23 protein-coding genes are annotated in these 20109 nt (G+C 64.7%); 10 read left to right on the plus strand and 13 right to left on the minus strand.

Annotated elements, in window-relative coordinates; genetic code table 11:
* Window positions 1-30: 30 nt before the first annotated feature.
* The 6 genes from QO207_RS01515 to QO207_RS01540 are packed head-to-tail and all read right to left on the minus strand — an operon-like array spanning window position 31 to window position 7445.
* Complete coding sequence (locus QO207_RS01515) at window positions 31-1470, minus strand: glycosyltransferase family 39 protein (RefSeq protein ID WP_301478986.1); 1440 nt, start codon at window positions 1468-1470, stop codon at window positions 31-33.
* A gap of 27 nt (window positions 1471-1497) precedes the next feature.
* On the minus strand, window positions 1498-2316 hold the full coding sequence (locus tag QO207_RS01520) for a bifunctional 2-polyprenyl-6-hydroxyphenol methylase/3-demethylubiquinol 3-O-methyltransferase UbiG (RefSeq protein WP_301478987.1): 819 nt from the start codon (window positions 2314-2316) through the stop codon (window positions 1498-1500).
* Window positions 2316-3482 (minus strand): acyltransferase, encoded by a 1167-nt coding sequence (locus QO207_RS01525; RefSeq protein ID WP_301478988.1) that lies wholly within the window; start codon window positions 3480-3482, stop codon window positions 2316-2318. Before QO207_RS01525 ends, QO207_RS01520 begins: the two co-directional genes overlap by 1 nt.
* Entirely contained in the window at window positions 3482-4369 is an 888-nt protein-coding gene (locus QO207_RS01530) for a class I SAM-dependent methyltransferase (RefSeq protein WP_301478989.1), read from the minus strand. The genes QO207_RS01525 and QO207_RS01530 overlap by 1 nt, the downstream gene beginning before the upstream one ends.
* Window positions 4366-5904 (minus strand): glycosyltransferase, encoded by a 1539-nt coding sequence (locus QO207_RS01535; RefSeq protein WP_301478990.1) that lies wholly within the window; start codon window positions 5902-5904, stop codon window positions 4366-4368. The genes QO207_RS01530 and QO207_RS01535 overlap by 4 nt, the downstream gene beginning before the upstream one ends.
* A complete protein-coding gene (locus QO207_RS01540) occupies window positions 5901-7445 on the minus strand; it encodes a glycosyltransferase (RefSeq protein ID WP_301478991.1) in 1545 nt (514 codons plus the stop codon). Before QO207_RS01540 ends, QO207_RS01535 begins: the two co-directional genes overlap by 4 nt.
* 251 nt (window positions 7446-7696) lie before the next feature.
* On the opposite strand from QO207_RS01540, the gene QO207_RS01545 reads away from it, so the two are divergent.
* The 5 genes from QO207_RS01545 (at window position 7697) to QO207_RS01565 (ending at window position 10995) form a co-directional block, all read left to right on the plus strand.
* Window positions 7697-7840, plus strand: coding sequence for a DUF1127 domain-containing protein (locus QO207_RS01545; protein WP_301479403.1), 144 nt, complete (start codon window positions 7697-7699; stop codon window positions 7838-7840).
* A 92-nt stretch (window positions 7841-7932) separates the two neighbouring features.
* Window positions 7933-8253, plus strand: a complete 321-nt coding sequence (locus QO207_RS01550) for a DUF2388 domain-containing protein (RefSeq protein WP_301478992.1) — start codon at window positions 7933-7935, stop codon at window positions 8251-8253.
* Window positions 8254-8372: 119 nt separating this feature from the next.
* A complete protein-coding gene (locus tag QO207_RS01555) occupies window positions 8373-8666 on the plus strand; it encodes a DUF2388 domain-containing protein (RefSeq protein ID WP_301478993.1) in 294 nt (97 codons plus the stop codon).
* 38 nt (window positions 8667-8704) lie between these two features.
* Window positions 8705-9040, plus strand: coding sequence for a DUF2388 domain-containing protein (locus tag QO207_RS01560; protein ID WP_301478994.1), 336 nt, complete (start codon window positions 8705-8707; stop codon window positions 9038-9040).
* An 8-nt stretch (window positions 9041-9048) separates the two neighbouring features.
* Entirely contained in the window at window positions 9049-10995 is a 1947-nt protein-coding gene (locus QO207_RS01565) for a DUF4105 domain-containing protein (protein WP_301479404.1), read from the plus strand.
* Window positions 10996-11105: 110 nt separating this feature from the next.
* Here the strand turns inward: QO207_RS01565 and QO207_RS01570 are convergent, their stop codons facing one another.
* Complete coding sequence (locus tag QO207_RS01570) at window positions 11106-11507, minus strand: GFA family protein (protein ID WP_301478995.1); 402 nt, start codon at window positions 11505-11507, stop codon at window positions 11106-11108.
* Between the two features lie 29 nt (window positions 11508-11536).
* Between QO207_RS01570 and QO207_RS01575 the strand changes: the two genes are divergently transcribed.
* Window positions 11537-11842 (plus strand): hypothetical protein, encoded by a 306-nt coding sequence (locus QO207_RS01575; protein WP_301478996.1) that lies wholly within the window; start codon window positions 11537-11539, stop codon window positions 11840-11842.
* Window positions 11843-11847: 5 nt separating this feature from the next.
* Here QO207_RS01575 and QO207_RS01580 read toward each other — a convergent pair whose 3' ends face one another.
* The 3 genes from QO207_RS01580 to QO207_RS01590 all read right to left on the minus strand — a co-directional run bounded on the left by QO207_RS01580 (window position 11848) and on the right by QO207_RS01590 (window position 15217).
* Window positions 11848-12774 (minus strand): LysR family transcriptional regulator, encoded by a 927-nt coding sequence (locus tag QO207_RS01580; RefSeq protein ID WP_301478997.1) that lies wholly within the window; start codon window positions 12772-12774, stop codon window positions 11848-11850.
* Window positions 12775-12849: 75 nt separating this feature from the next.
* On the minus strand, window positions 12850-13806 hold the full coding sequence (gene speB / locus QO207_RS01585) for an agmatinase (protein ID WP_301478998.1): 957 nt from the start codon (window positions 13804-13806) through the stop codon (window positions 12850-12852).
* 25 nt (window positions 13807-13831) lie between these two features.
* Complete coding sequence (locus tag QO207_RS01590; RefSeq protein ID WP_301478999.1) at window positions 13832-15217, minus strand: sodium:solute symporter; 1386 nt, start codon at window positions 15215-15217, stop codon at window positions 13832-13834.
* Between the two features lie 251 nt (window positions 15218-15468).
* On the opposite strand from QO207_RS01590, the gene QO207_RS01595 reads away from it, so the two are divergent.
* Complete coding sequence (locus QO207_RS01595; RefSeq protein WP_259758375.1) at window positions 15469-15696, plus strand: CopG family ribbon-helix-helix protein; 228 nt, start codon at window positions 15469-15471, stop codon at window positions 15694-15696.
* Complete coding sequence (locus QO207_RS01600; protein ID WP_301479000.1) at window positions 15693-15974, plus strand: type II toxin-antitoxin system RelE/ParE family toxin; 282 nt, start codon at window positions 15693-15695, stop codon at window positions 15972-15974. The genes QO207_RS01595 and QO207_RS01600 overlap by 4 nt, the downstream gene beginning before the upstream one ends.
* Before the next feature lie 242 nt (window positions 15975-16216).
* Here the strand turns inward: QO207_RS01600 and QO207_RS01605 are convergent, their stop codons facing one another.
* Window positions 16217-16504 carry a DUF2218 domain-containing protein gene (locus QO207_RS01605; RefSeq protein ID WP_301479001.1) on the minus strand — a complete coding sequence of 96 codons (288 nt, stop codon included), beginning with the start codon at window positions 16502-16504 and terminating at the stop codon, window positions 16217-16219.
* Between the two features lie 97 nt (window positions 16505-16601).
* Between QO207_RS01605 and QO207_RS01610 the strand changes: the two genes are divergently transcribed.
* On the plus strand, window positions 16602-17519 hold the full coding sequence (locus QO207_RS01610) for a LysR family transcriptional regulator (RefSeq protein WP_301479002.1): 918 nt from the start codon (window positions 16602-16604) through the stop codon (window positions 17517-17519).
* Between the two features lie 43 nt (window positions 17520-17562).
* Window positions 17563-18018, plus strand: a complete 456-nt coding sequence (locus tag QO207_RS01615) for a GNAT family N-acetyltransferase (RefSeq protein ID WP_301479003.1) — start codon at window positions 17563-17565, stop codon at window positions 18016-18018.
* A 1-nt stretch (window position 18019) separates the two neighbouring features.
* Here QO207_RS01615 and QO207_RS01620 read toward each other — a convergent pair whose 3' ends face one another.
* Together QO207_RS01620 and QO207_RS01625 are read right to left on the minus strand one after the other, a co-directional pair.
* Window positions 18020-19048, minus strand: a complete 1029-nt coding sequence (locus QO207_RS01620) for an AraC family transcriptional regulator (RefSeq protein WP_301479004.1) — start codon at window positions 19046-19048, stop codon at window positions 18020-18022.
* 65 nt (window positions 19049-19113) lie between these two features.
* The gene (locus QO207_RS01625; RefSeq protein ID WP_301479005.1) at window positions 19114-20064 is read right to left on the minus strand and encodes an alpha/beta fold hydrolase; all 951 of its coding nucleotides are present in this window, start codon (window positions 20062-20064) and stop codon (window positions 19114-19116) included.
* Window positions 20065-20109 lie beyond the last annotated feature (45 nt).

Consider the following 20109-nt stretch of genomic DNA (forward strand, 5'->3'; position numbering starts at 1 on the left):
TGTCAGATTCACTACCGGATGAGCGGCTAATCATTGCGCCACCTCATCTCGGTGAAGGGAAATCACCTGACATCCACTATCTGCGCCAACCCGCGCCTTCACGTCCCAATCAAAAATGAACACATACTTCGGATACAAGGAGCTGTCGCAGACGATACGGAAGTCGCTTTTGCGGGCAGGCGTCATCAGCGTCACGCTGTTCATCGGGATACTCCAATTTGCTCCTGAAGCCGCGAACTCCGAATAGAAGAACTGCTCCATGCCGGTGTAGCCAAATGAGACGGTTTGCCCTGGTTTCAAGCTGGCAATGAAGCCACGAACTTTCTGTACTTCCGCCTCGGCGATAAAGGATTTCCTGAGTAACTCCGCACGCGGCCACATTGGCCCCAACGTAAAGGACTTTTCCCAACCGTACGTAGCAAAGGGGTACAGCAGCAGGATTGCCAGCACACCCACCAGACATCGGGCAAATTGGTGCGCTTGCAATGAGCGTATATCGAGCAACAAACTCAGTCCTAGCAACCAAATGGAGAAAACAAAGGCAAAGCTGTACCACATGTTGTGGCCATTGAGCGCCAAAGCCATGAAGCTGGCCGCATAGAGCGACAGGATGGCATCTGCACAGAGGCTGCGCCGCACCAGAATTTGCAACAGTGCCAAGAGCAGGATGAGCGATATCTTCAGCCAGCCATTAGGGCCGTCCATCACCGGTGACTCCAGTTTGTAAGCAAACTGGAACTTCATGTCCTCCAGAAACCCGCCGATGTGCTTGAGGACGAACACGCAATATCCGGCCAGCACTAGCACCGACACGCACAACGCAAGCAATTCGTATGGACCGATAAGAAGCGTTTCTCGGCGAACTATCTTCCAGCCGATCAGCACCGCATAGGGGAGCACCATATAAACCGCGTTGAAATGCACTACCGCACTCAGCAGCACCAGCGATAGTCCAAGAGCATAATGCGAACGCAACATTGCCCAGAGCGAAGCGAGGAACATCAGCGCGTACAGCACATCCATACGCGCGATGTTGGAAATCACCAGCGAATAAGGCGAGAGGAATGCCAGCAATGTCAGGGCCAGCCCAACGACCTGCAGCCAGCCCTGAAAGCGCAGCTGTCGAAGGATACCCAGCGCGAGTCCGAAGGCGCCGAGGAACAGTAGGCAGGACACCCACCGGGAAATTTCGAAGCTGTAGCCGAACACCTTGTACACCGCCGCCAGCAGCAGCATGTACCCCGGCGGCATCCACATCACGACTCGCTCGGTATTCAGCCCGTAGACGTAGAAACTGCCGGCCCTGCTGAACTCGAAGGCTTGGGCAGTGAAGGCCGTCTCGTCGTTCCACGGCACGGGAAACTCGAACCCCATGCCTAACCGAATGGTCAACGTCACAGCCAGCAGTACGAACGCAGCCAGAAGCATGCCCGTGCGCCCCGCCACGCGATCTAGGACGGCACCCAGCACCCTATTCCTTTGCATACCGCTTCCTTATCAGTATGGTTTGCGCGCGATGATCGCCTGGCTCTTGGGCATGACCTCATCCAGCGCATGCTTGACGCGTGCGCCGTCGGGAATCGCCATCAGGCTCGCCCAGGTCCTGGCCCAATTGTTCAGCAGCGGATGGTCGGGGTTGGACAGGTCCTTGCGACAGACCCAGAAAAACGCCCACCAGACGGCCCAGTAGAAGCCGTAGTAGGTGCGCCGCTCGACGATCAGGCCGGCATCCGTCACCAGTCGCTCGAAATCATCACGGCTGAAGATATTGATGTGGTTGGGCTTCTGGAAATGCGCAGCCGGTGCCAGGAGCTGCTGCACGCCCTCGCTGCGTGCATCGGGGACGCTGAGCAGGTACTGCGCACCAGGCTTGCCGACGCGAACCAGTTCACGCATGAAATCGGCGGGCACATCGACGTGCTCCAGCACTTCCATCGCGATGACCTTGTCCAGATGCGCGTCGGGCAGCGGCAGCGGGTTGGCATCGGTGACCAGTGGGTGCAATCCCCTTGCAGGCATGCCCTTGAGCATCTCCGCCACACGCGCCACCCGGTCGGCGTCGATATCGCCGAAGATCAGCTCGGCGCCCATCTTCGCGCAGAAGTGACTGAACTGACCGTCACCGCAACCGATATCCAGTACGCGGTCTTCGGCGCGGATCGGGAAGCCCTCCAGCAGTTGGCCACCCTCCACGTCGAACCAGCCGCTCAGGCAGGCATCGACCAGGGCGAAGTCGCTCGCCGGAGCCTCGGAGGGAGTGTTGTTCGCCGTTGGCGCAGGTTGCTCGGCGAATAGGTTTCGCAGGTGCTTCAACATCATTGGACCTTCATGTCGGCGGTCGTCCGTCCGGGCTCGGCAGTAACATCACCGCCGGCATAGTCCCGGGCAATGGCTGCTCCGCGCAGGCGCAGGGGTGTCTCGATAAATCGGAAGTTCACTTCAGCCAGCACGACTATCAGCGCCCCCGCCGTCAGCAGGAAGGGATAAAAATACTGCGTGTCGAATACTGCGCCGGGCGACACTCGGGTCCAGATTTCCCGCGTCGCCATGAAGGCGGGCACGTGGATCAGATAGATCGCGTAGGAGCGCGCGCCAACCCAGAGCATCAAGCGGCGCAACGGCCCCGGAGGAAGGAAGATATTTCCATCGTAGGTCGCCATCCACACCAGCAGCGCCGAAAGCAGCGCCAACAGGCTGAAGCGGTACGAAACCACTTTCAGCACATTGGAATCTATGATCCCGAGGAACAGTAGGGCGACACACAGCACGGCCGTGCCCACAAGCCAACCGCGCATGAGGAACACTGGACGCGCCAGGGCATAGGAGAAATGCCGGCTCCACAATGCAAGCAGCACACCCAGCGCCAGAGAGTCGCTACGAAATACCACCGACAACAGCGTGCGCTCGGACAACAGCTGATAGACAACCAGCGCAACCAGCACGTGCGGCAGATAGCGCCGGCTAAGCAGGATTACGAAAGGCAGCAGCAGGTAGAACTGCTCCTCCAGCGATAGCGTCCAGTAGACGAAGCTGGCGCCATATTCACGGCTGCCGAAAGTTTCGGCGAAGCGCAGGTTCGCGACCTGCAGAACACCGGCCACGGTAGCCTCGACATTGGCGCGCAAGGTACCAAAAGCGCCGGACTGATTGAACGCCACAGCCGCCACCAGGACGACGGCCAGCCAGACCCAGGCTGACGGCAGAAGACGCCAGGCACGGCGAATCCAGAATGCCAGGGTGGTCCGGCAGGCCTGCTGCGAGCTGGTACAGCCTTGCAGCCTCGGCACCAGGTCACGGGCAATGACGAAACCGGAAATCACCAGGAACAAGTCGACCCCGAAGCCGCCGCCAAAATACACGGCCAGCCGCTCCAGCGCCGGCGTCGACCAGGTGAACAGGTTGCCATGGGCATGGTGCAGCACCACGGACAATACGGCGAAGCCACGCAGAATCTCGATGTCGTCGATACGCCCCCTGGACATCATTCCGCTCCTGGCACGCCCGGCTTGCGAGCCAGGATTATCTGGGTCTTGGGTAATGCCGCGTCGAGCTTGTCGCGCAGCAGCTCACCGCCTGGCAGGGAAATGGTCTTGAGCCAGAGTCGCGACCACTCCTCCAAAAGCGGAGAAAAAGGCGGCGCCAGCAGGTCGTGGGTTGCCCCCTCGAAGGTCTGGCCATCAGCCTTGCCGGTCGTCCAGTAGATCATCATCCACAGCGTCCAGAAGAATCCGTAGGAATGCCGGGAGACTATCTCCAGGCCCGCACCCTGGACCGCGGCAGCGAACGCCTCTGCACTGAACACGTTGATATGGTTGGGAGCACAGAAGTGTCCGGCTGGCGCGAGCTCGCGCTGCAGCTCTTCGCTCTGCTGGGCAGGAACCGAGAGGAAATACAGTGCCCCCGGCTTTCCTACGCGGTTCAGCTCGGCAAGGATGGCTTCGGGTTGCTCGACATGCTCCAGCACCTCCAATGCAACGATGCGACTGGCGGTTGCGTCGGGCAACGGTAGCGGCAGGCTATCGGACACAATGCCGCGCGCCTCCCTTGCCGTGGTTTGCGCGACCTTATCCGCGACACCTTCGACCTTGGCCGCCTCGGAGTCGGTAAATATCACCGACGCTCCCTGGCGTGCGCAGAACAGCGTAGCGCCACCCGCGCCGCAGCCGAGGTCCAGCACCACATCCTCCGCAGCGATGGGAAAGCCCTTGAACAACTCATGGCTGTCATTGCGAAACCAGCCGCCCTTCACCGCATCGATCAGGCCGGTACGCTGGGTATCGCTATCAAAGGTGATCTGTGCCACAGGCGCGGATGCTGGCTTTTCGCTGAAGCGCTCGCGCAGCTTGCGCCATGCCGAGGCACGCGTCATGCGCAGGCCTCCGTTTCGAGCTGCAACAGGCTGCACAGGCGTTGCCTGGCGACCGCCAGGGAACAATGTCCACGCATGCGCTCGATGGCATTGGCAGAAAGCCGACGATATTCCTGCGGTGACTCTCGGTAGCACTGGTAGGCGGCCAGGTAGGCATCACGCAGCGACGCCCAGTCCAGCTGATGACGACAGGTGCGGTAAGCCAGTCGCGGATCGTGCGGCCAGGCCGTACCGTCTTCCCAGCTGTTCACCAGGAAGCCGACCTCATTATCCATGTAGTCCAGCATCGCGGAATTGCGTGGCGCCAGCGCAGGAATTCCGCAGGACAGCATCTCCATCAGTGGCAGGCACTGGCCTTCGCCATGGGAGGCATTGACCACAAAATCGCTGGCCTGGATGAAAGCGTTGAAATCGCTCTGCTCGAGGAAACCATGAACCAGGACGATACGGCAGCGGAACTCCGGCAGACGCGCCAGGGTGGTCAACATGGCTTCGACCGCCGAACGGTATTCCTGGTGTGTCAGCTTGAACAGCAGGGTCGCATCGGGCACCTCACGGAAGGCCGTGCAGAAGGCCGTGAGGATATCGGTCCAGTTCTTGCGCCCATCATAGGGATTGAGAATCGAGGTGAAGACTACCCCGTCAAGCACCAGCTCATGGTTGCCAGGGACCCACCAGCCAGTGTCTGCCGCAACGATGGGCGCAGACGCTGCCGGCTCCTCCGCAGGAGCGGGCACCGATGGAACGCTGGGGCGGATCCGCCGCTTGATGGCCGCCAGTGCCCGACTCACAGGCGCCGGCAACAGGTCCCGCCAGACCAGGCGATACCACTCGAGTAGATAGCGAGTAGTGATATGCGCCACCTGACGGGCACCGGGTCGACGCACCTCTTCTGTCGGCTCAGCCGGACCGACCACCGGTTTGGGCTGGCCAGCGGCGACGAACTCCTCCAGGGCATTGGGGCCCGGACGATACGGCCCAAGATCCAGGGTGCGGGTATCCACCACCACCCCCTTGGGTACGCGAATTCGGTGCTCGGCATCGACCGGCCGCGGTTCGGCAAGCATCTGCCGAAGGCCCTCCAGACGATCCCATACCGGCGCAGGAATGGACATCACCGGGAAGTCATCGCGTACCGCCCGGTGGATGGCGCGCACCGTCTGATTGGAATGGACCACGGCACGTCCCAGACCTTCGAGAACCCTTCGCCAGTCCTGCTCCGGCTGTCCGTGCCAGGTCTCATCGGGAATGGTGTCGAACTCCCAGGCAAAGATCGGGATCGTCGGGCAGATCAGACCCCGAACCGTCTTGTGCGGCGGTGAAAAGGAGAGAAAGACACAGCGTTCACCGTCAGCCAGGGCCTGATGGAACAGCGGGTCGACCTCGCGTAGCGGGTCGTGTACCACGATGACCTCGCCCAATTGCTGCAGGACCGGCATGAACTCCTTGAGCACGAAGTAGTAGCTGTATTCCGGTCGACCGAGACTGGTGGCGATGTTCGATGCGTTGACATCCGAATAGACCAGGAACCTCATAGCGCCAGGCTCCTCTTCACTTCACCTGCAATAGGCGTCAGGCGGCTCTCGAAAAATGCTCCAAGACGGCTGCTTACCTCTTCGACCGAGCAGTACCGACTCATTCTGCGTTCGGCGGCTTCGGACATTCGTTGATAGTCTGCGGGGCGTTTGGCAGTTGCGTAGCTTGCGTGATAGGCGCTGACCAGCGACTCCCAGTTCAGACGGTGCAGACTGGTGCGCAGCAGCGCACGCGAATCATGCGGCCAACTGGCCGGTTGCGGTGCGCTGCCGACGATGAAGGCTACCTCTTCATCGAGGTAGTCGAGCATCGCGGTATGGCGAGGCCCGATCGCGGGTTTGCCGCAGCTGAGGAACTCCATCAGGGGCAGGCAAAGACCCTCACAGACCGAAGTGTTCACGTAATAGGTCGAGTGGCGGACCAGGTCGCGGTACTCCTCATCCTGGAGGAAACCGTGAATCACCACGATCCGGCACTGGAACGGCGCCAGCCGCGAGAGCAGCGTCATCAGCATCACGCGGTAGCTTTCCAGATCGTGGTGAGTCATTTTCACCACCAGCGTCGCGTCGGCAACATCACGGAATGCCCAGCAGAAGGCGCTGATCATGTCGATCCAGTTCTTGCGATGGTCGCCAGGATTGAGCACCGTCGTGTACACCACACCGCGTAGCTCCACCTGCCGCAATTCCGCCACCACGGGCGGCGGCACCGGCTGACTGCTTTGCGCTGCCTTTTGCGCGGCGGGCAGGAACGGCGCCACCGCCTCGGCCCACCATCCCTTGAACAACGCCTTGGTGGTCAACCAGCGGACCGACGCGGCCGCTGGAGCAGCGACCACCGGCTCGGCGACAGCCTCCGATGGCATCGCTGGCTCTGGTGACGGTACGAGGCAATCGGCAGACAAGCCCAGGTGCGGGCTGTCGATGACGTGTCCGGTGAAGCTCAGCATCCTTGGCGAGAGGGTCAGCCGACCGGCGCCGGCCATCTCCTCACCCTGAAATCGATCCCAGACGGGCGCTGGCAGGGCAATGATCGGATAGTCCCCGCCCATCACAGCCTTCACCGCATCCGCCGCTTCGCAACTGAGCGTCAGTGCGGCACCTGAGCTGGCGAAAACCTGGCGCCAGTCATTGCGCGGCTCATCGCCCCAGGCCTCGGTGGGAATATTGTCGAACTCCCAGGCGAACACCGGGAGAGTCGGGCAGCGCAGTCCCGCGGGCGTCTGCTGCGGCGGGCTGAAGCTGAGGAAGACGACCTGACGGCCCTGGGCACTGTGCTGATCGAAGAGCGTGTCGACTTCATCGAGGCTCTTTACCTCGACAACGCTTCCCAGTCGCTGCAAGGCAGGCACGAACTCCTTCATCAGGAAGTAGTAGCTGTACTCCGGCTTGCCAAGCGAACTGTGGATGGTGTCCTGGCTGATCTTCGAGCCAATGAGAATAAGCAGATCCATCATGCGGACGCAGGCCCCGTTCCTGCGTTGTTTTTTGTTATGGCGCGCGCGGCCTGGCCGGTTCGCTTTTTCATGGAAGAGGTGCATAGCACCAGTTCTTCGAGGCGCTGGCAAGCACCCGGATACAATGAGTACAGCTGAGGCGATAACGGGGCCGTACAGTTGCGATATTCGGGGAACTGACACGGAACAATCCATCCCGCCTGTGACTGGAGAGTCACCCGCCAGACGCGGAATCATGTCCTCCCATACCACTCGCTCCCACGGAGCCGGAGGACGCTGCCATGGAACGCACCCTCGCCACCTCGTCCACTCATCTGCTGCCCGGCATCACCGGCATGGCCTGGAAGGCACTTTGCCAGTGGCGCCAGAATGCCCGCACCCGCCGCCAACTGGCCGAGCTGACCAGCCTCCAGCTGGCTGACCTGGGCATCAGTCCCAGCGATCGTGTGAGAGAAATCTCGAAACCATTCTGGCGCTGAATGCTGGTGACGCCGAGCAGTCTTGGCTAGTCTGACCCCAGGTAGAGTGGCCGCCCCGGCCACCTTGCATGGTCTTATCCGGAGCCACTTCCATGAAGAACAGCCTTCGCCTGATCGCTGCCGCAGCCCTGATCGGCTGCACCACCGGCGCGTTCGCCACCAGTTTCGTCTACACCACCGACCTGTCGGTGCGCGCCACCGGCGCCACCTCGGACGGCACCTCGAAGATCAGCGACTCCTTCAAGGACGACAAGATCGTCCTCGAAGCCCGCGATGACGCGGCCTCCTTCGTTGCCAGCCAGGGCCAGATCCGTGGCGCGCACCTGGAAGCGGCCCTCGCGCACATCCGCAGCAAGCTGCCGACCCTGGCAGCCGACGACCAGCAGCTGGCCCAGGCCATCCTGACCATCTGATCGTTTGCAGCCTCCGCGCTGAATCCCCGCGCCGGGCGTCCTGCCCGGCGCTCTGCGCTGGCTCTCCACGGCGCATTCCGTTAGCCTTGGCGGCCGTGCTCTCCCGATCGTCCAAGCCCATGCGTACCCTGCTGTTCCTGCTACCACTGCTGACCTGTTCCCTGCCTGCCCAGGCGTTCGACCAGACGACTCAGTTCCCGGTGGGTACCAGCTACATCACCAGCCAGGTCACCAGCGCGCCGTTTGACAACAAACTGCTGCGCGGAGCCCGTGATGACGCGGCGCAGTTCGTCGCCACGGATGGAGCGATACGAGGCGCGCGCCTGGAAGCTGCGCTGCACTGGCTGCGGCAGAAATACCCGGCGCTGGCGGTGAACGATCGGGAACTGGCCGAAGCAATTCTTGCCAAATAAAGTTGTGAGCAGCTCCCGCTGCCCTTTCGGAGACATCCATGCGCCTCAGCTCGCTTTCCAAGAGCCCCCTGATCCTCGGCCTGCTGCTCGCCGCCTGCGCGTCCACCGCCCAGGCCCACTCGGTGGTCCGTGTGTTCAACATCACCACCAACGCCTTCGCCCGCAGCATCGACTTCACCTCGGACACCACCACCTCCGTGCGTGACATGAAGATCGTCCGCGAGGCCCGCGACGACGCCGCCAGCTACGTCGGCAGCGACGGCGCGATCCGTGGCGCCCAGCTGGAAGCCGCGTTCAAGGTGCTGCGCGAGCAGGTGCCGCAGGCGCGAGCCGCCTCCGACCAGGACCTGGCTGAAGCCATCCTCGCACTGTGACCCTCCGGATTGGCCGCTGGCTGGCGGCCCTGGCACTGACCGTCGCCGCCAGCAGCCAAGCCGCGCTCCGCCTGGAGCTCGACACCGATGGCCTGAACGCCGCGCAGCGCCAGGCCAGTCAGCAGCTGCTCGACGAAGCCCTGCAGACCCTGCCGCCCCGCTTCGTCCAGCGCCTGGACCGCAGCGTCGACGTGCAATGGCGCGACGACCTGCCCAGCAATGGCATGGGCCGCACCCTGCGCCCCGGCGCCATTGCCCTGAATACCCGTTATCTCGGCGCGCTCACCGACGGCAGCGCCGCCACCGAGCAGACCGGCCGCACCCATGGCACCCTGCGCCGGGAACTGCTGGCCACCCTGCTCCACGAGCTGACCCACCTCTACGACCGCGCGCGCCTCTGGGAAACCGACGAAGGCCGGGTGATCCGCCGCTGTACGATGCGCGACAAGAGCCTCGGCCGGGTTGGCGCGCCGGATGAGTGTCGGGGCGAGACCGGCCGCCGTTTCACTCTCTCCGACGACCCGCGCCTGCTCGACCTGGCCGGCTGGCCCCAGTACGCCGGCAAGCATGGCGAACGCGAGCAGCACAACCGCTTCCTGCTACGCAGCCCGGACCGCTACGAGCTGACCAACCCGCGCGAGTACGTCGCGGTGAACATGGAGTACTTCCTCCTCGACCGCAGCTTCGCCTGCCGCCGCCCGGCGCTGTACCGCTATTACGCCGAGCGCTTCGGCGAACGTCCGCACGACGAATGCTCGACGCAGTACGCCTACCTCAACGCCGGCCGCGATTTCGGCCGCCAGCCGCTGGGCTACCTCGATCCGGAACGGGTCTACGAGGTCGATTACCTGATCGCCGAGGCCAACACCGAGATCGCCAGCCGCTGGGGCCATACCATGCTGCGCCTGGTGGTCTGTGCACCGGGACGCCCACGCGGCCCGGACTGCCGGCTGGACCTGGACCAGCATCTGGTGCTGTCCTACCGCGCCTTCGTCGGCGACCTGCAGCTGTCCAGCTGGGACGGCCTGACCGGCGCCTACCCGTCGCGCCTGTTCGTGCTGCCGCTGTCCCAGGTGATCGAGGAGTACACCAAGATCGAACTGCGCAGCCTGGCCTCGATTCCGCTCAGGCTCAGCCGCGACGAAGTCGCCAGTCTGGTCGAGCGCTCGGCGCAGAGCCACTGGAGCTACGACGGCAACTACTACTTCCTGTCCAACAACTGCGCGGTGGAGACGCTCAAGCTGCTGCGCAGCGGCATCCAGCGCCAGAGCCTGCAGACCATGGACAGTATCACCCCTTACGGCGTGCTCGGCCTGCTGGAGAACAAGGGCATCGCCGACGCCAGCGTGCTGGACAACCCCAAGGAAGCGCTGCGTCTGGGCTATCGCTTCGACTCCTTCCGCGACCGCTACCAGGCGATGTTCGATGTGCTGAAGCAGCGCATGAATGTCCCGCAGGACAAGGTGGAGGACTGGCTCGCCCTGCCCGCCGTCGAGCGCCGCCAATGGTTCGACAAGGCCGACCTGCGTGCCAGCGCCGCCCTGTTGCTACTCGAACAGGCCTCGCTGCGCCGCCAGTTGCTGCTCGCCCAGGACGAACTCAAGCGCCTGTACCTGAGCAACCCGGACGCCATGCAGAGCAAACCGGACCTCGCAGCAGCCGGCAAGACACTGCAGCAGATCCTCGATGACAGCGGCTTCCTCAGTCGCCCGGCGGAGCTGCTCGACGGCGGTTACGGCCTGCCCCAGGCACCGGAAACGGCCACCCTGGAAAAGCAGACCCAGCAGCGCCAGCAACGCCTGCGCCAGCTCAGCGACAACCTCGACCGCGAGGTACGCGCGCTGCTCACTCCCGAGCGCCGCGACGAGCTGACCGCGCTGGAAGCCAACACCAAGCAGATCGGCGCGCACCTGCGCGAGCTGCACAAGGCGTCGGGCGGGTTGGAGCTGCCCTGACGCCAGCACTGGATTGCCCGGTTTCGTAGGAGCGGACTCCGTCCGCGATAGGCTCGCAACGCCCCGGAAGCCATCGCGGATGAATCCGCTCCTACAAGAAGCCGCGGCCGCTAGAGCTTCTCCTCCCACTCCTCTTCCAGCTGCTCGTCCAGGTGAATCCACGGCAGGCGGCTCTTCACCCAGATGTGCCGGTCGGGCACCACCGTGGCCACCTCATCAAGGGTCGCCGTGGTCAGGTCCAGGGTGTCCGGCGCATGGTCGGTGAACAGCGCCAGCTGCGCCCCGCAGTTGCCGCAGAAGTAGCGCCGGCAGGTAGCCGAGGAGCGGTATTCGGCAGGCTTGCCGAGGGTCCAGCGGAAGCTGCCGATGGGCACCGTCACCCAGGTGGTGACGATGCCACCGGTAGTGCGCCGGCAGATCGAGCAATGGCAGTGGGCGACGTCCTTCAGTTCGGCGTCGCACTCGTAGCGCAGCTGGCCGCAGTGGCAGCCACCCCGGTGTACTCTGTCCATCTTTCCTCCCGTCAGAACTGGCTGAATCCATGCCCACCGCCCCGCTGCTCTCCCGCACCGCTCAGGGCCACCTGTCGCTGGACATGGAGGACGACCCCGGCAACCTGTGGCCGGCGGTACTGGAGCGGCTGCGCACGCTGGGCGCGTCAGGTGTCGACCACGATCACATGGGCAGTGCGGTCGACGCCAGCATCGGCCCGCATTTCCGCCTGGGCGGCGTCCAGCTCAAGAGTGGCTGGGATAATTGGTCCGGCTACTACCTGATGGCTGACTCCGCTGCCGGCGACGCCCTGCTGCAGGAGCTCTACGCCTGGCTGCTCGCCCAGCCGGTGTAGCGGGCTCAGTCCGCCGGCTCGCCGCTGCCCAGCTCGCTCTGGGCACGTGCCAGCGCATCGAGGAAGGCTCCGAGTACTTCACCCGGCTCCGCGCCCTGACGGGTCACGCAGTGGAACTCCGAAACGAAGGCCAACTGGGCTGGGCGGATCGCACGCAGGTGCCCATCGGCGACCCACTTGGCAGCGTAGTGCGTGGGCAGGTAACCGATGAAAGCGCCGCTGAACAGCAGGTTGGCGATGGCCTCCATGCTGTAGGCGTTGGTCGCGCGGCTGAACACCAGGCCATGGGGCCGGCGACTCTCGGCCATGTAGCCGCGGCCGACGTACTCGGCGGCGCAGATCGCTTCCAGCGAAGGCTCATCATCAGCCCAGCTGAAGAAAGGGTGCTCGCGCGAGCAATAGAGGTTCTGCTCCTCGCGAAACAGCAACTGGTAGCAAAGCCCCGACAACCGATGGTGGAAGGCGCCGATGGCCAGTTGCAGACGCTCCTCCAGCACGGCGTTTTCCAGCTCGTCCGGGCGCTGGGTATGCAGGTTCAGACGCACCCGCGGATAGCGCTCGCGGAACAGCCGGATCGCCAGCGGCATCGGCCAGCACTGCTGGCCAAGCACACCGTCGACACAGCCCAGGTGCAGCACCTCGCGGTCCCGACCGCCCAGGCCGTTGGCCTGCTCGCGGAAGCGTTCGATATCGACGAACAGCTCCAGCGCCGCCTCATACAACTGCTGGCCTTCTTCGGTGAGCTGGAAGCCACTGGCGCCGCGCCGGCACAGCGAATAGCCCAGGCGCAGTTCGAGGTCGCGCACCAGCACGCTCAGCCGTGACAGGCTGGTGTTCAGGCGCACCTGGGCGGCGGTGAAGCCGCCGGCCTCGACGATGGTGCAGAAGGTGCGCAGCAGGCGCAGATCGATATCGGAAAGATTGCCCAGCATGGGAGTTCTCGTGGCGGCGGGCTCGGGCCTTTCGTTATAGCGCCGAGCACGCCGCCCCGTGAACCCCCGGAGCGGTCAGCGGCGCGAGGCGATGGAGTCGGCCAGCACGCAGAGCAGCTCGAACATCATGGTCGCACCGACCAGCGCGGTCGCCCCGCCCTGGTCGAACGGCGGCGAAACTTCCACGACGTCGGCGCCGATCAGGTTCAGCCCCTGCAGGCCACGGACCATGTGCTGCGCCTCCAGCGTGGTCATGCCGCCGATCTCCGGCGTGCCGGTGCCGGGCGCGTAAGCCGGGTCGAGCACGTCGACGTCGAAGGTGACGTAGGTCGGCCCCTGCCCGACCACCCGGCGAACCTCGGCCAGCGTGGCCTCCACGCCCAGGTCGGCGAACTCCTCCATGTGGATCACGCGGATGCCCTGCTCAAGAGCGAAGGCTTCGTCGTCGGCGTCATAGATCGACCCACGGATGCCAATCTGCACGGTGCGCTTCGGGTCCAGCAGGCCCTCCTCGATGGCGCGGCGGAACGGCGTGCCGTGCGTATAGGGGTTGTCACCGAAGTAGCGGTCGTTGGTGTCGGAATGCGCATCGAAATGCACCATGCCGATGGGCCGCTCGGCGGCCAGCGCACGGAAGATCGGCAGGGTGACCAGGTGATCGCCGCCCACCGACAGCGGCACCGTGCCGGCGGCGTGGATGCGTCGGTAGAAGCCTTCGATCTGCTTGAGCGAGTCGAGCAGGTCGATGGGGTTTACCGGGGCGTCGCCAATATCGCCGATGCGCAGCAGATCGTAGGGTGCAATGTGGCTGACATGGTGCACCTTGCGCATCAGGCTCGACTGATTGCGCACCTCGCGCGGGCCGTGGCGGGCGCCGGCGCGGTTGGTGGTGCCGCCGTCCCAGGGCACGCCGAGCAGGGCGATGTCCAGTTGCGCCGGGTCCTCGAAGATCGGCAGGCGCATGAAGCTGGGGATGCCGGCGAAACGCGGGATCTGCGCGGCGTCCAGGGGTTGCGGGAAATCATGGGGCATGGGGCGTCTCCTGTCTTGAGAGGGTTCAGTCGACCTGCGCCTGCAGGCTGGCGGCAGGCGCGCCGGCGAGGCTGACCACCACGAAGGTGACCAGGCTGGCGAGCAGGCCGTAGGCGATGGGGGTATTGGCGAGCACGCCGTCGATGGCCATGAAGGCGACCACCACCAGGCAGCCGACCACGATGCTGGCCATCGCCCCGCGGGCGGAAGCGCGGCGCCACAGCAGGGCGCCGAGGATCGGCACCAGCAGGCCGCCGACCAGCAGGTTGTAGGCGATGCTCAGGGCACCGATGACGTCGTTCACCAGGCACGCCAGGGCCAGCATCACCACGCCCATCAGCAGGGTGAACAGGCGGCTTTCGCGCAGGCCGTTGGGCGCACCGGGGCGCAGGAAGCGCGCGTAGATGTCTTCCTGGAACACCGTGGCCGCCGCCAGCAGGCAACCGGACGCGGTGGACATGATGGCCGACAGCGCCGCTGCCACCACCAGGCCGCGCAGGCCGGGCTGGAGCACCTGCCGGGTAATTTCCGCATAGGCGTTTTCCGGCACCGCCAGGTTGGGCAGCAGCACATGGGCAGCGGCGCCGATCAGCGCGCAGGCCAGGCCATAGAGCATGCAGTAGACACCCGCCCCGAGGCCGGCATAGCGCACCACCTTCTCGCTGCGCGCGGTGAACACGCGTTGCCAGATGTCCTGGCCGATCAGCGCGCCGAAGAAGTACAGCAGGAAGTAGGTGAGGATGGTGTCCAGGCCGATATGGCCGAGGTCGAAGAAGCCAGCCGGCAGCACTTCCTGCATGCGCGACAGGCCGCCCGCCTCGTGGATCGACATCGGCAGCAGCACGGCGAAGATGCCAAGGGTCTTGATCACGAACTGGATGATGTCGGTGAGGGTCAGCGACCACATGCCGCCGATCACCGAATAGACGATGACGATGCCGCCGCCGCAGAGGATCGCCGGGATGCGCGGAATCTCGAAGACCACTTCGGTCACCGAGCCGATGGCGATGGTCGCGGTGACTGCCACCATCAGGTCGTAGGCGACCATCACGATGCCGCCGATCAGCCGCGAGGAGGCCTGGTAGCGCTGCTCGAGTATCTGCGTGACGGTGTAGACCTTCAGCCGGGCGATCTGCCGCGAGAACACCAGGCTGAGGACGATGATCCCCAGGCCGAGCATGAACACCAGCCACAGGCCGGACAGCCCGTAGAGGTAGCCCAGCTTCACCGTGCCGATGGTGGATGCGCCACCGAGCACCACGGCAGCCATGGTGCCCAGGTAAAGGCCGGGACCGAGGCGGCGTCCGGCCACGAGGAAGTCGTTCTGGTTGCGCGCCTTGCGCATTCCGTACCAGCCCAGGGCAAGCATGCCCAGGGCGTAGACCAGCATGATCAGGTAATCGAGCAGCATGGCGGGGGGCTCCTGTTGTTGTTGTGTGGGATTCAGGCCTTCGCCCCGCCAGCCTGATGGCCCTTGCCCTGCCGGCAAATTCCCGAAGCCGGAAGCCAACTTTCGCCGCCGCGAAAGTAGCCTTGCAGCCCGCGCCAGCCGGGCTCTGCCGCCCTCCTCAGGAAAAACTTCTGCCTCCCCAAGTGCTTGATTCGTATACGTATGTTATCGTTGTAAACACTGTATACAGCGTAAACGGAGCTGTGCAAAAAGTGACCACCGTTGTCTCGTTCCGCGCCGATGACGCCCTTGTGGCGGCGCTGGACCAACTGGCCCGCGCCACCCACCGGGACCGCCCGTATCACCTGCGGCAGGCCCTGGCGCAGTACCTGGAGCGCCAGAGCTGGCACGTGGCGGCCATCGATGAAGGGGTGGCGGACGCCGATGCCGGCCACCTGCTGGAGCACGCCGTGATCGAAGCCAAGTGGGGCCTGGCATGAGCCTGCAGTGGACACACAAGGCCGCCGCCGACCTGGACGCCATCTACGACCACTACGTCGTGCTGATCGGCCCGGAGAAGGCGCTGCGAGCTATCCAGGACATCGTCGAGCAGGTCAGCCCGCTGGTGAACCTGGAGCAAAGCAGTAGCGGCGTGCCCAGCGAGGTGCCCGGGGTGCGCGAATTGCCGGTGGAGCGCTGGCCCTACCAGGCCGCTTTCCGGGTAAAGGGGCGTTCTGTACAGATTTTGCGCATCGACCGTGTGGATAACTCGGGGTAAAAGTGGCCACACGGTTACAAGATGTTTCAAAGTATTGACTTTGACGATTGATCAAAAAGCGATCAAAAGATCAGACTTATTTCCTTTGGTCATTTAGGCTTCAACTGAATTTCTTCGGGTTATTTATGACTGCCCGCTGCTAATCAGTCATATTTTCTCGGCGACGCCTGCCTTTTTTCAGGCAACAAAAAACCCGGCCTTGGCCGGGTTTTTTCGTTCTTGCGCCTATTTCGTCGGCGATTTCAGGCAGCTTGCCAGTTCACCGGCAGCTGGCCTTCTTTCCAGGCAAAACGGTCGAGGTGGCTGACCACCACGTTCTGCAGGCGCTCAAGGCCTTCCGCATCGGCGGATTCGGCTTCCAGTTGCAGCGCTTCGGCGGTCGCCAGCAGGCGGCAGGTGCCGAAGTCGAAGGTCAGCACGCCGCGCTCTTCGGTCAGCTCGACCGGCAGCTTGTGGGCGAAGTGGTTGCACAGGCGCTTGAGGTAGCGCGCGGCTTCGGGGGTAGGGACGGTGGCATGGCTCGCAGGCATCTTTTCTCTTCTCCATTTTGGGAGATGACATCCTAGGCGCCGGCAATCAAGGGAAAAACCCGCTATTTTGCCTTTCACTCTTTAGCGGAGCTTCACAATGGACAATCTTCGCGGCATGGCGGTGTTCGCCACCGTGGTCGCCCGCGGCTCCATGGCCGCCGCGGCCGAGGCTCTGGGCATGACCCCTTCGGCGGTGAGCCAGCAGATCCGCAAACTCGAAGCCCACGCCCAGGTCACGCTGCTGCACCGCACCACCCGCAAGCTGACGCTGACCGAGGCCGGCGAGGCGTTCTACCGCAGCTGCGCGCAGATGCTGGCCATCGCCGAGGAAGCCGAGCAGCGCCTGGGCGAATGGCGCGAGGCGCCGGTGGGCGAACTGCGCCTGGCGGCGCCCGTGGGCTTCTCCGGCAAGCTGATCACCGAGGCGTTGCGCCCGCTGCTGGAGAACCACCGCCAGCTGCGTTTGCAGCTGTTCTTCCACGACGAGCAGATCGATCTGATCGAGCAGCGCATCGACCTCGCCATCCGCGTCGGCAGCCTCACCGACTCCAGCCTGGTGGCACGCCACCTGGCCGAGTGGAACAACATCATCTGCGCCGCGCCGGCCTACCTGCGGCGCCTGGCTGCCATCGACCATCCGCAGCAGTTGCAGGGCGTCGACTGGCTGGCGCTGAACACCGTGGCGCATCAGGGCTACCTGAGCTTCAGCGGGCCGGGCGGGGAGAGCTGCAAGCTGCGCCTGGAGGCGCGGGTCGCGGCCAACAGCATGATCGCCCTGCGCCAGTTCACCCTCGACGGGCTCGGTGTGTCCTGCCAGCCGGAGCCGGAAGTGCGCGAGGCGCTGGAGGAGGGCAGGCTGGTACGCCTGCTGCCGGAGTGGTCGCTACCGCCATTCGGCATCTACGCCGTGACTCCGCGCCGCGATGCCCAACCAGCCAAGGTCAAGGTCGCCATTGAGGCGCTGCGCCGGCATCTGGGTGGCTCGACCACCCTGCGCTTCCACGCGCCGGTCTGAGGCGCGCTACCATGGCCATCTTGATGATCGGAGTGAACACGACATGGCCCTGAACTGGACCTGCAAGCACCACCGCGACCTGACCAAGGAAGAGCTCTACGCCATCCTGCAGCTGCGCACCGAAGTCTTCGTGGTGGAGCAGAAATGCCCCTACCAGGAAGTCGATGGCCTCGACCTGCTCGGCGATACCTGTCACCTGACGGTGGCGGAGGAGGGCAGGCTGCTCGGCTACCTGCGCCTGCTCGACCCGCAGCACCACGACGGCGACGTGGTCATCGGCCGCGTGGTGATCGCCCCGCAGGGCCGCGGTACCGGTCTGGGCCATCAGTTGATGGAGCAGGCGCTGCAAGCCATCGCCCAGCGCTGGCCGGGCCTGCCGGTGTATCTCTCGGCCCAGGCGCACCTGCAGGGTTACTACGGCCGCTACGGCTTCACGCCGGTGACCGAGGTCTACCTGGAAGACGACATCCCGCACATCGGCATGCGCCGCGACGCCTGAGTCAGCGCGGCTGGCTCTCGCGCCAGGCGCCAGGGCTGCTGCCGTACCAGCGGCCGAAGGCGCGGGAGAAGCTCTGCAGGTCGCCGTAGCCCAGCTGGTCGGTGATCTGCGCCAGCGACAACGCCGACTCCCCCAGCAGGTCCAGCGCCCGGTAGCGGCGCTGTTCATCCAGCAGTTCGCTGTAGCGCCAGCCGTGGCTGAGCAGCCGCCGCGCCGCCGTGCGTTCGGTGAGGTGGCGCGCCTCGCAGAAGGACTGGAAGCTTGCGCCCTGAGGCAGCTCGCGGGCGATGTAATCGGCGGCTTCGTCCAGCAGGGTGCTCTGCGTCTGGCTGCGAGCCTGGTCCAGCAGGGTGACCAGGATGCCTTCCAGCTCCGCGTTGGCCGGCGCCAGTGGGCGGCGGAACAGCTCAGGCGCCAGGTGCAGCACGATCTCCCCGGCACCCCAGCGCAGCGGTACGCGCAGCGCCTGTTCGTAGACTTGCGAATCAACCGGCGCACTTCCGGGCAGGTCGATACCAAGCAAGGGGTCCGTGCCGATCCCGCTGGCCAGCAGCTTGCGCCGCAGCAGACTGCAGATGCCCACCACGGTGTACTCGCGGCTCTGTCGACCCGAGAGCAGTGCGCCCTGTTCCGGCAGCGCCAGCGCAACCGCATCGCCCTCCACGCGCAGCTCGGCGCGCAGCGAGCCGTTGAAGTAGGGGAAGTATTCGCAGAAGTAGGCGCAGGCGCTTTCCAGGGTTGGCGCCACGTCGAACAGGTAGGTCAGCCCGTTGGTCAGGGTCGAGGCAAAGCGCCGGCCCGCCAGCAGGCCGATGGTCGCATCGCCGCTGGCCTGTTCGGCCAGGTCCCAGAAGCGCCGGGAGAGGAACAGCGGCACCCGCACCAGCGGCGTACGCAGCTCCAGCAGTGTGCGGCGGAAGCAGGCTTCCAGCTCGGTGCCGGCGATACCGCGCGACAACAGCTCTTCCATGGCCGGCAACAGGGTCGGCGCATAGAAGGCGTTGGACGGAGCGACGGGGCGTGGGCTCATGGCGCGCGGCTCGGCAGGGCTGGCCGAGCGACCTTACGCATTGCCCGGCGAGCCCACAAGCCGGGTCAGGCCGGGTAGTGGCGGCCGAGGAAGTCCAGCAGCAGGGCGTTGACCCGCTGCGGCTGTTGGCTCTGGATCCAGTGGCCGCAATTCTCCAGCACGTGTTGCTCCAGGTTCGGCACGTGTTCGGGCATGCGCTGCACGGTGTAGGCCTCGAAGCGCCCGACCGGGTCGCGGTCGCCGATCAGGAACAGCGTCGGCTGCTCGACCTTGCGCCCGGCCAGCGGCTCGGTACGCTGCCAGCTGCGCTCGAAGTTGCGATACCAGTTCAGCGCGCCGTGGAAGCCGCGCCCCTCGAAGGTCCGCACGTAGTGCTGGAAGTCTTCGGCGCTGCACCAGTCCGGCAGCTCCGGCGGCGCCGCGAGGTCGTCGAACAGGCGACTGTCGGGGGATTTCTCCGGGGCCAGGCGCACGTTGTCGCCGAGGAAGTGGCGCAGGGTCATGGCGACGTCGGCATCCAGCTCGGCCTCGGCGTGGCCGGGCTGCTGGAAATAGAGCATGTAGAAGAACTTGTCGGCGAACACCTCGCGCATGATCTCCACCGGTGGGCGGCGTGCGCGACCGGCGAAGGGCACCGAGAGCGTCATCAGCACCTCCACGCGCTGCGGCTCCAGCAGCGCCAGGTGCCAGGCCACCGGCGCGCCCCAGTCATGACCGACCATGGCCACGCGCTGGTGGCCGAGGGCGTCCATGGCGCCCTGGATGTCCGCGCAGAGGGTCAGCACGTCGTAGGCCTCCACCTCGGCGGGCGCGCTGCTCTGGCCGTAGCCGCGCATCTCCGCGGCGAACACGCGGTAGCCGGCGGCGGCGAGGGCGCGCATCTGGTGCTGCCAGGAATGCCAGCATTCAGGGAAGCCATGCAGCATCCACACCGGCTTGCCATCGGCCGGGCCACAGCTGTAGACGCTGAGCTGGATGCCGTTGACCGCCAGCAGCTGGTGTTCGAACTCGTTCATGGCCCGCCCTCCGCGAATGATGTCTGCCACTATGCCAAGCCGGGC

The organism is Pseudomonas sp. CAN1, assembly GCF_030462585.1.
In the GTDB taxonomy this organism is placed as follows: Bacteria; Pseudomonadota; Gammaproteobacteria; order Pseudomonadales; family Pseudomonadaceae; genus Pseudomonas.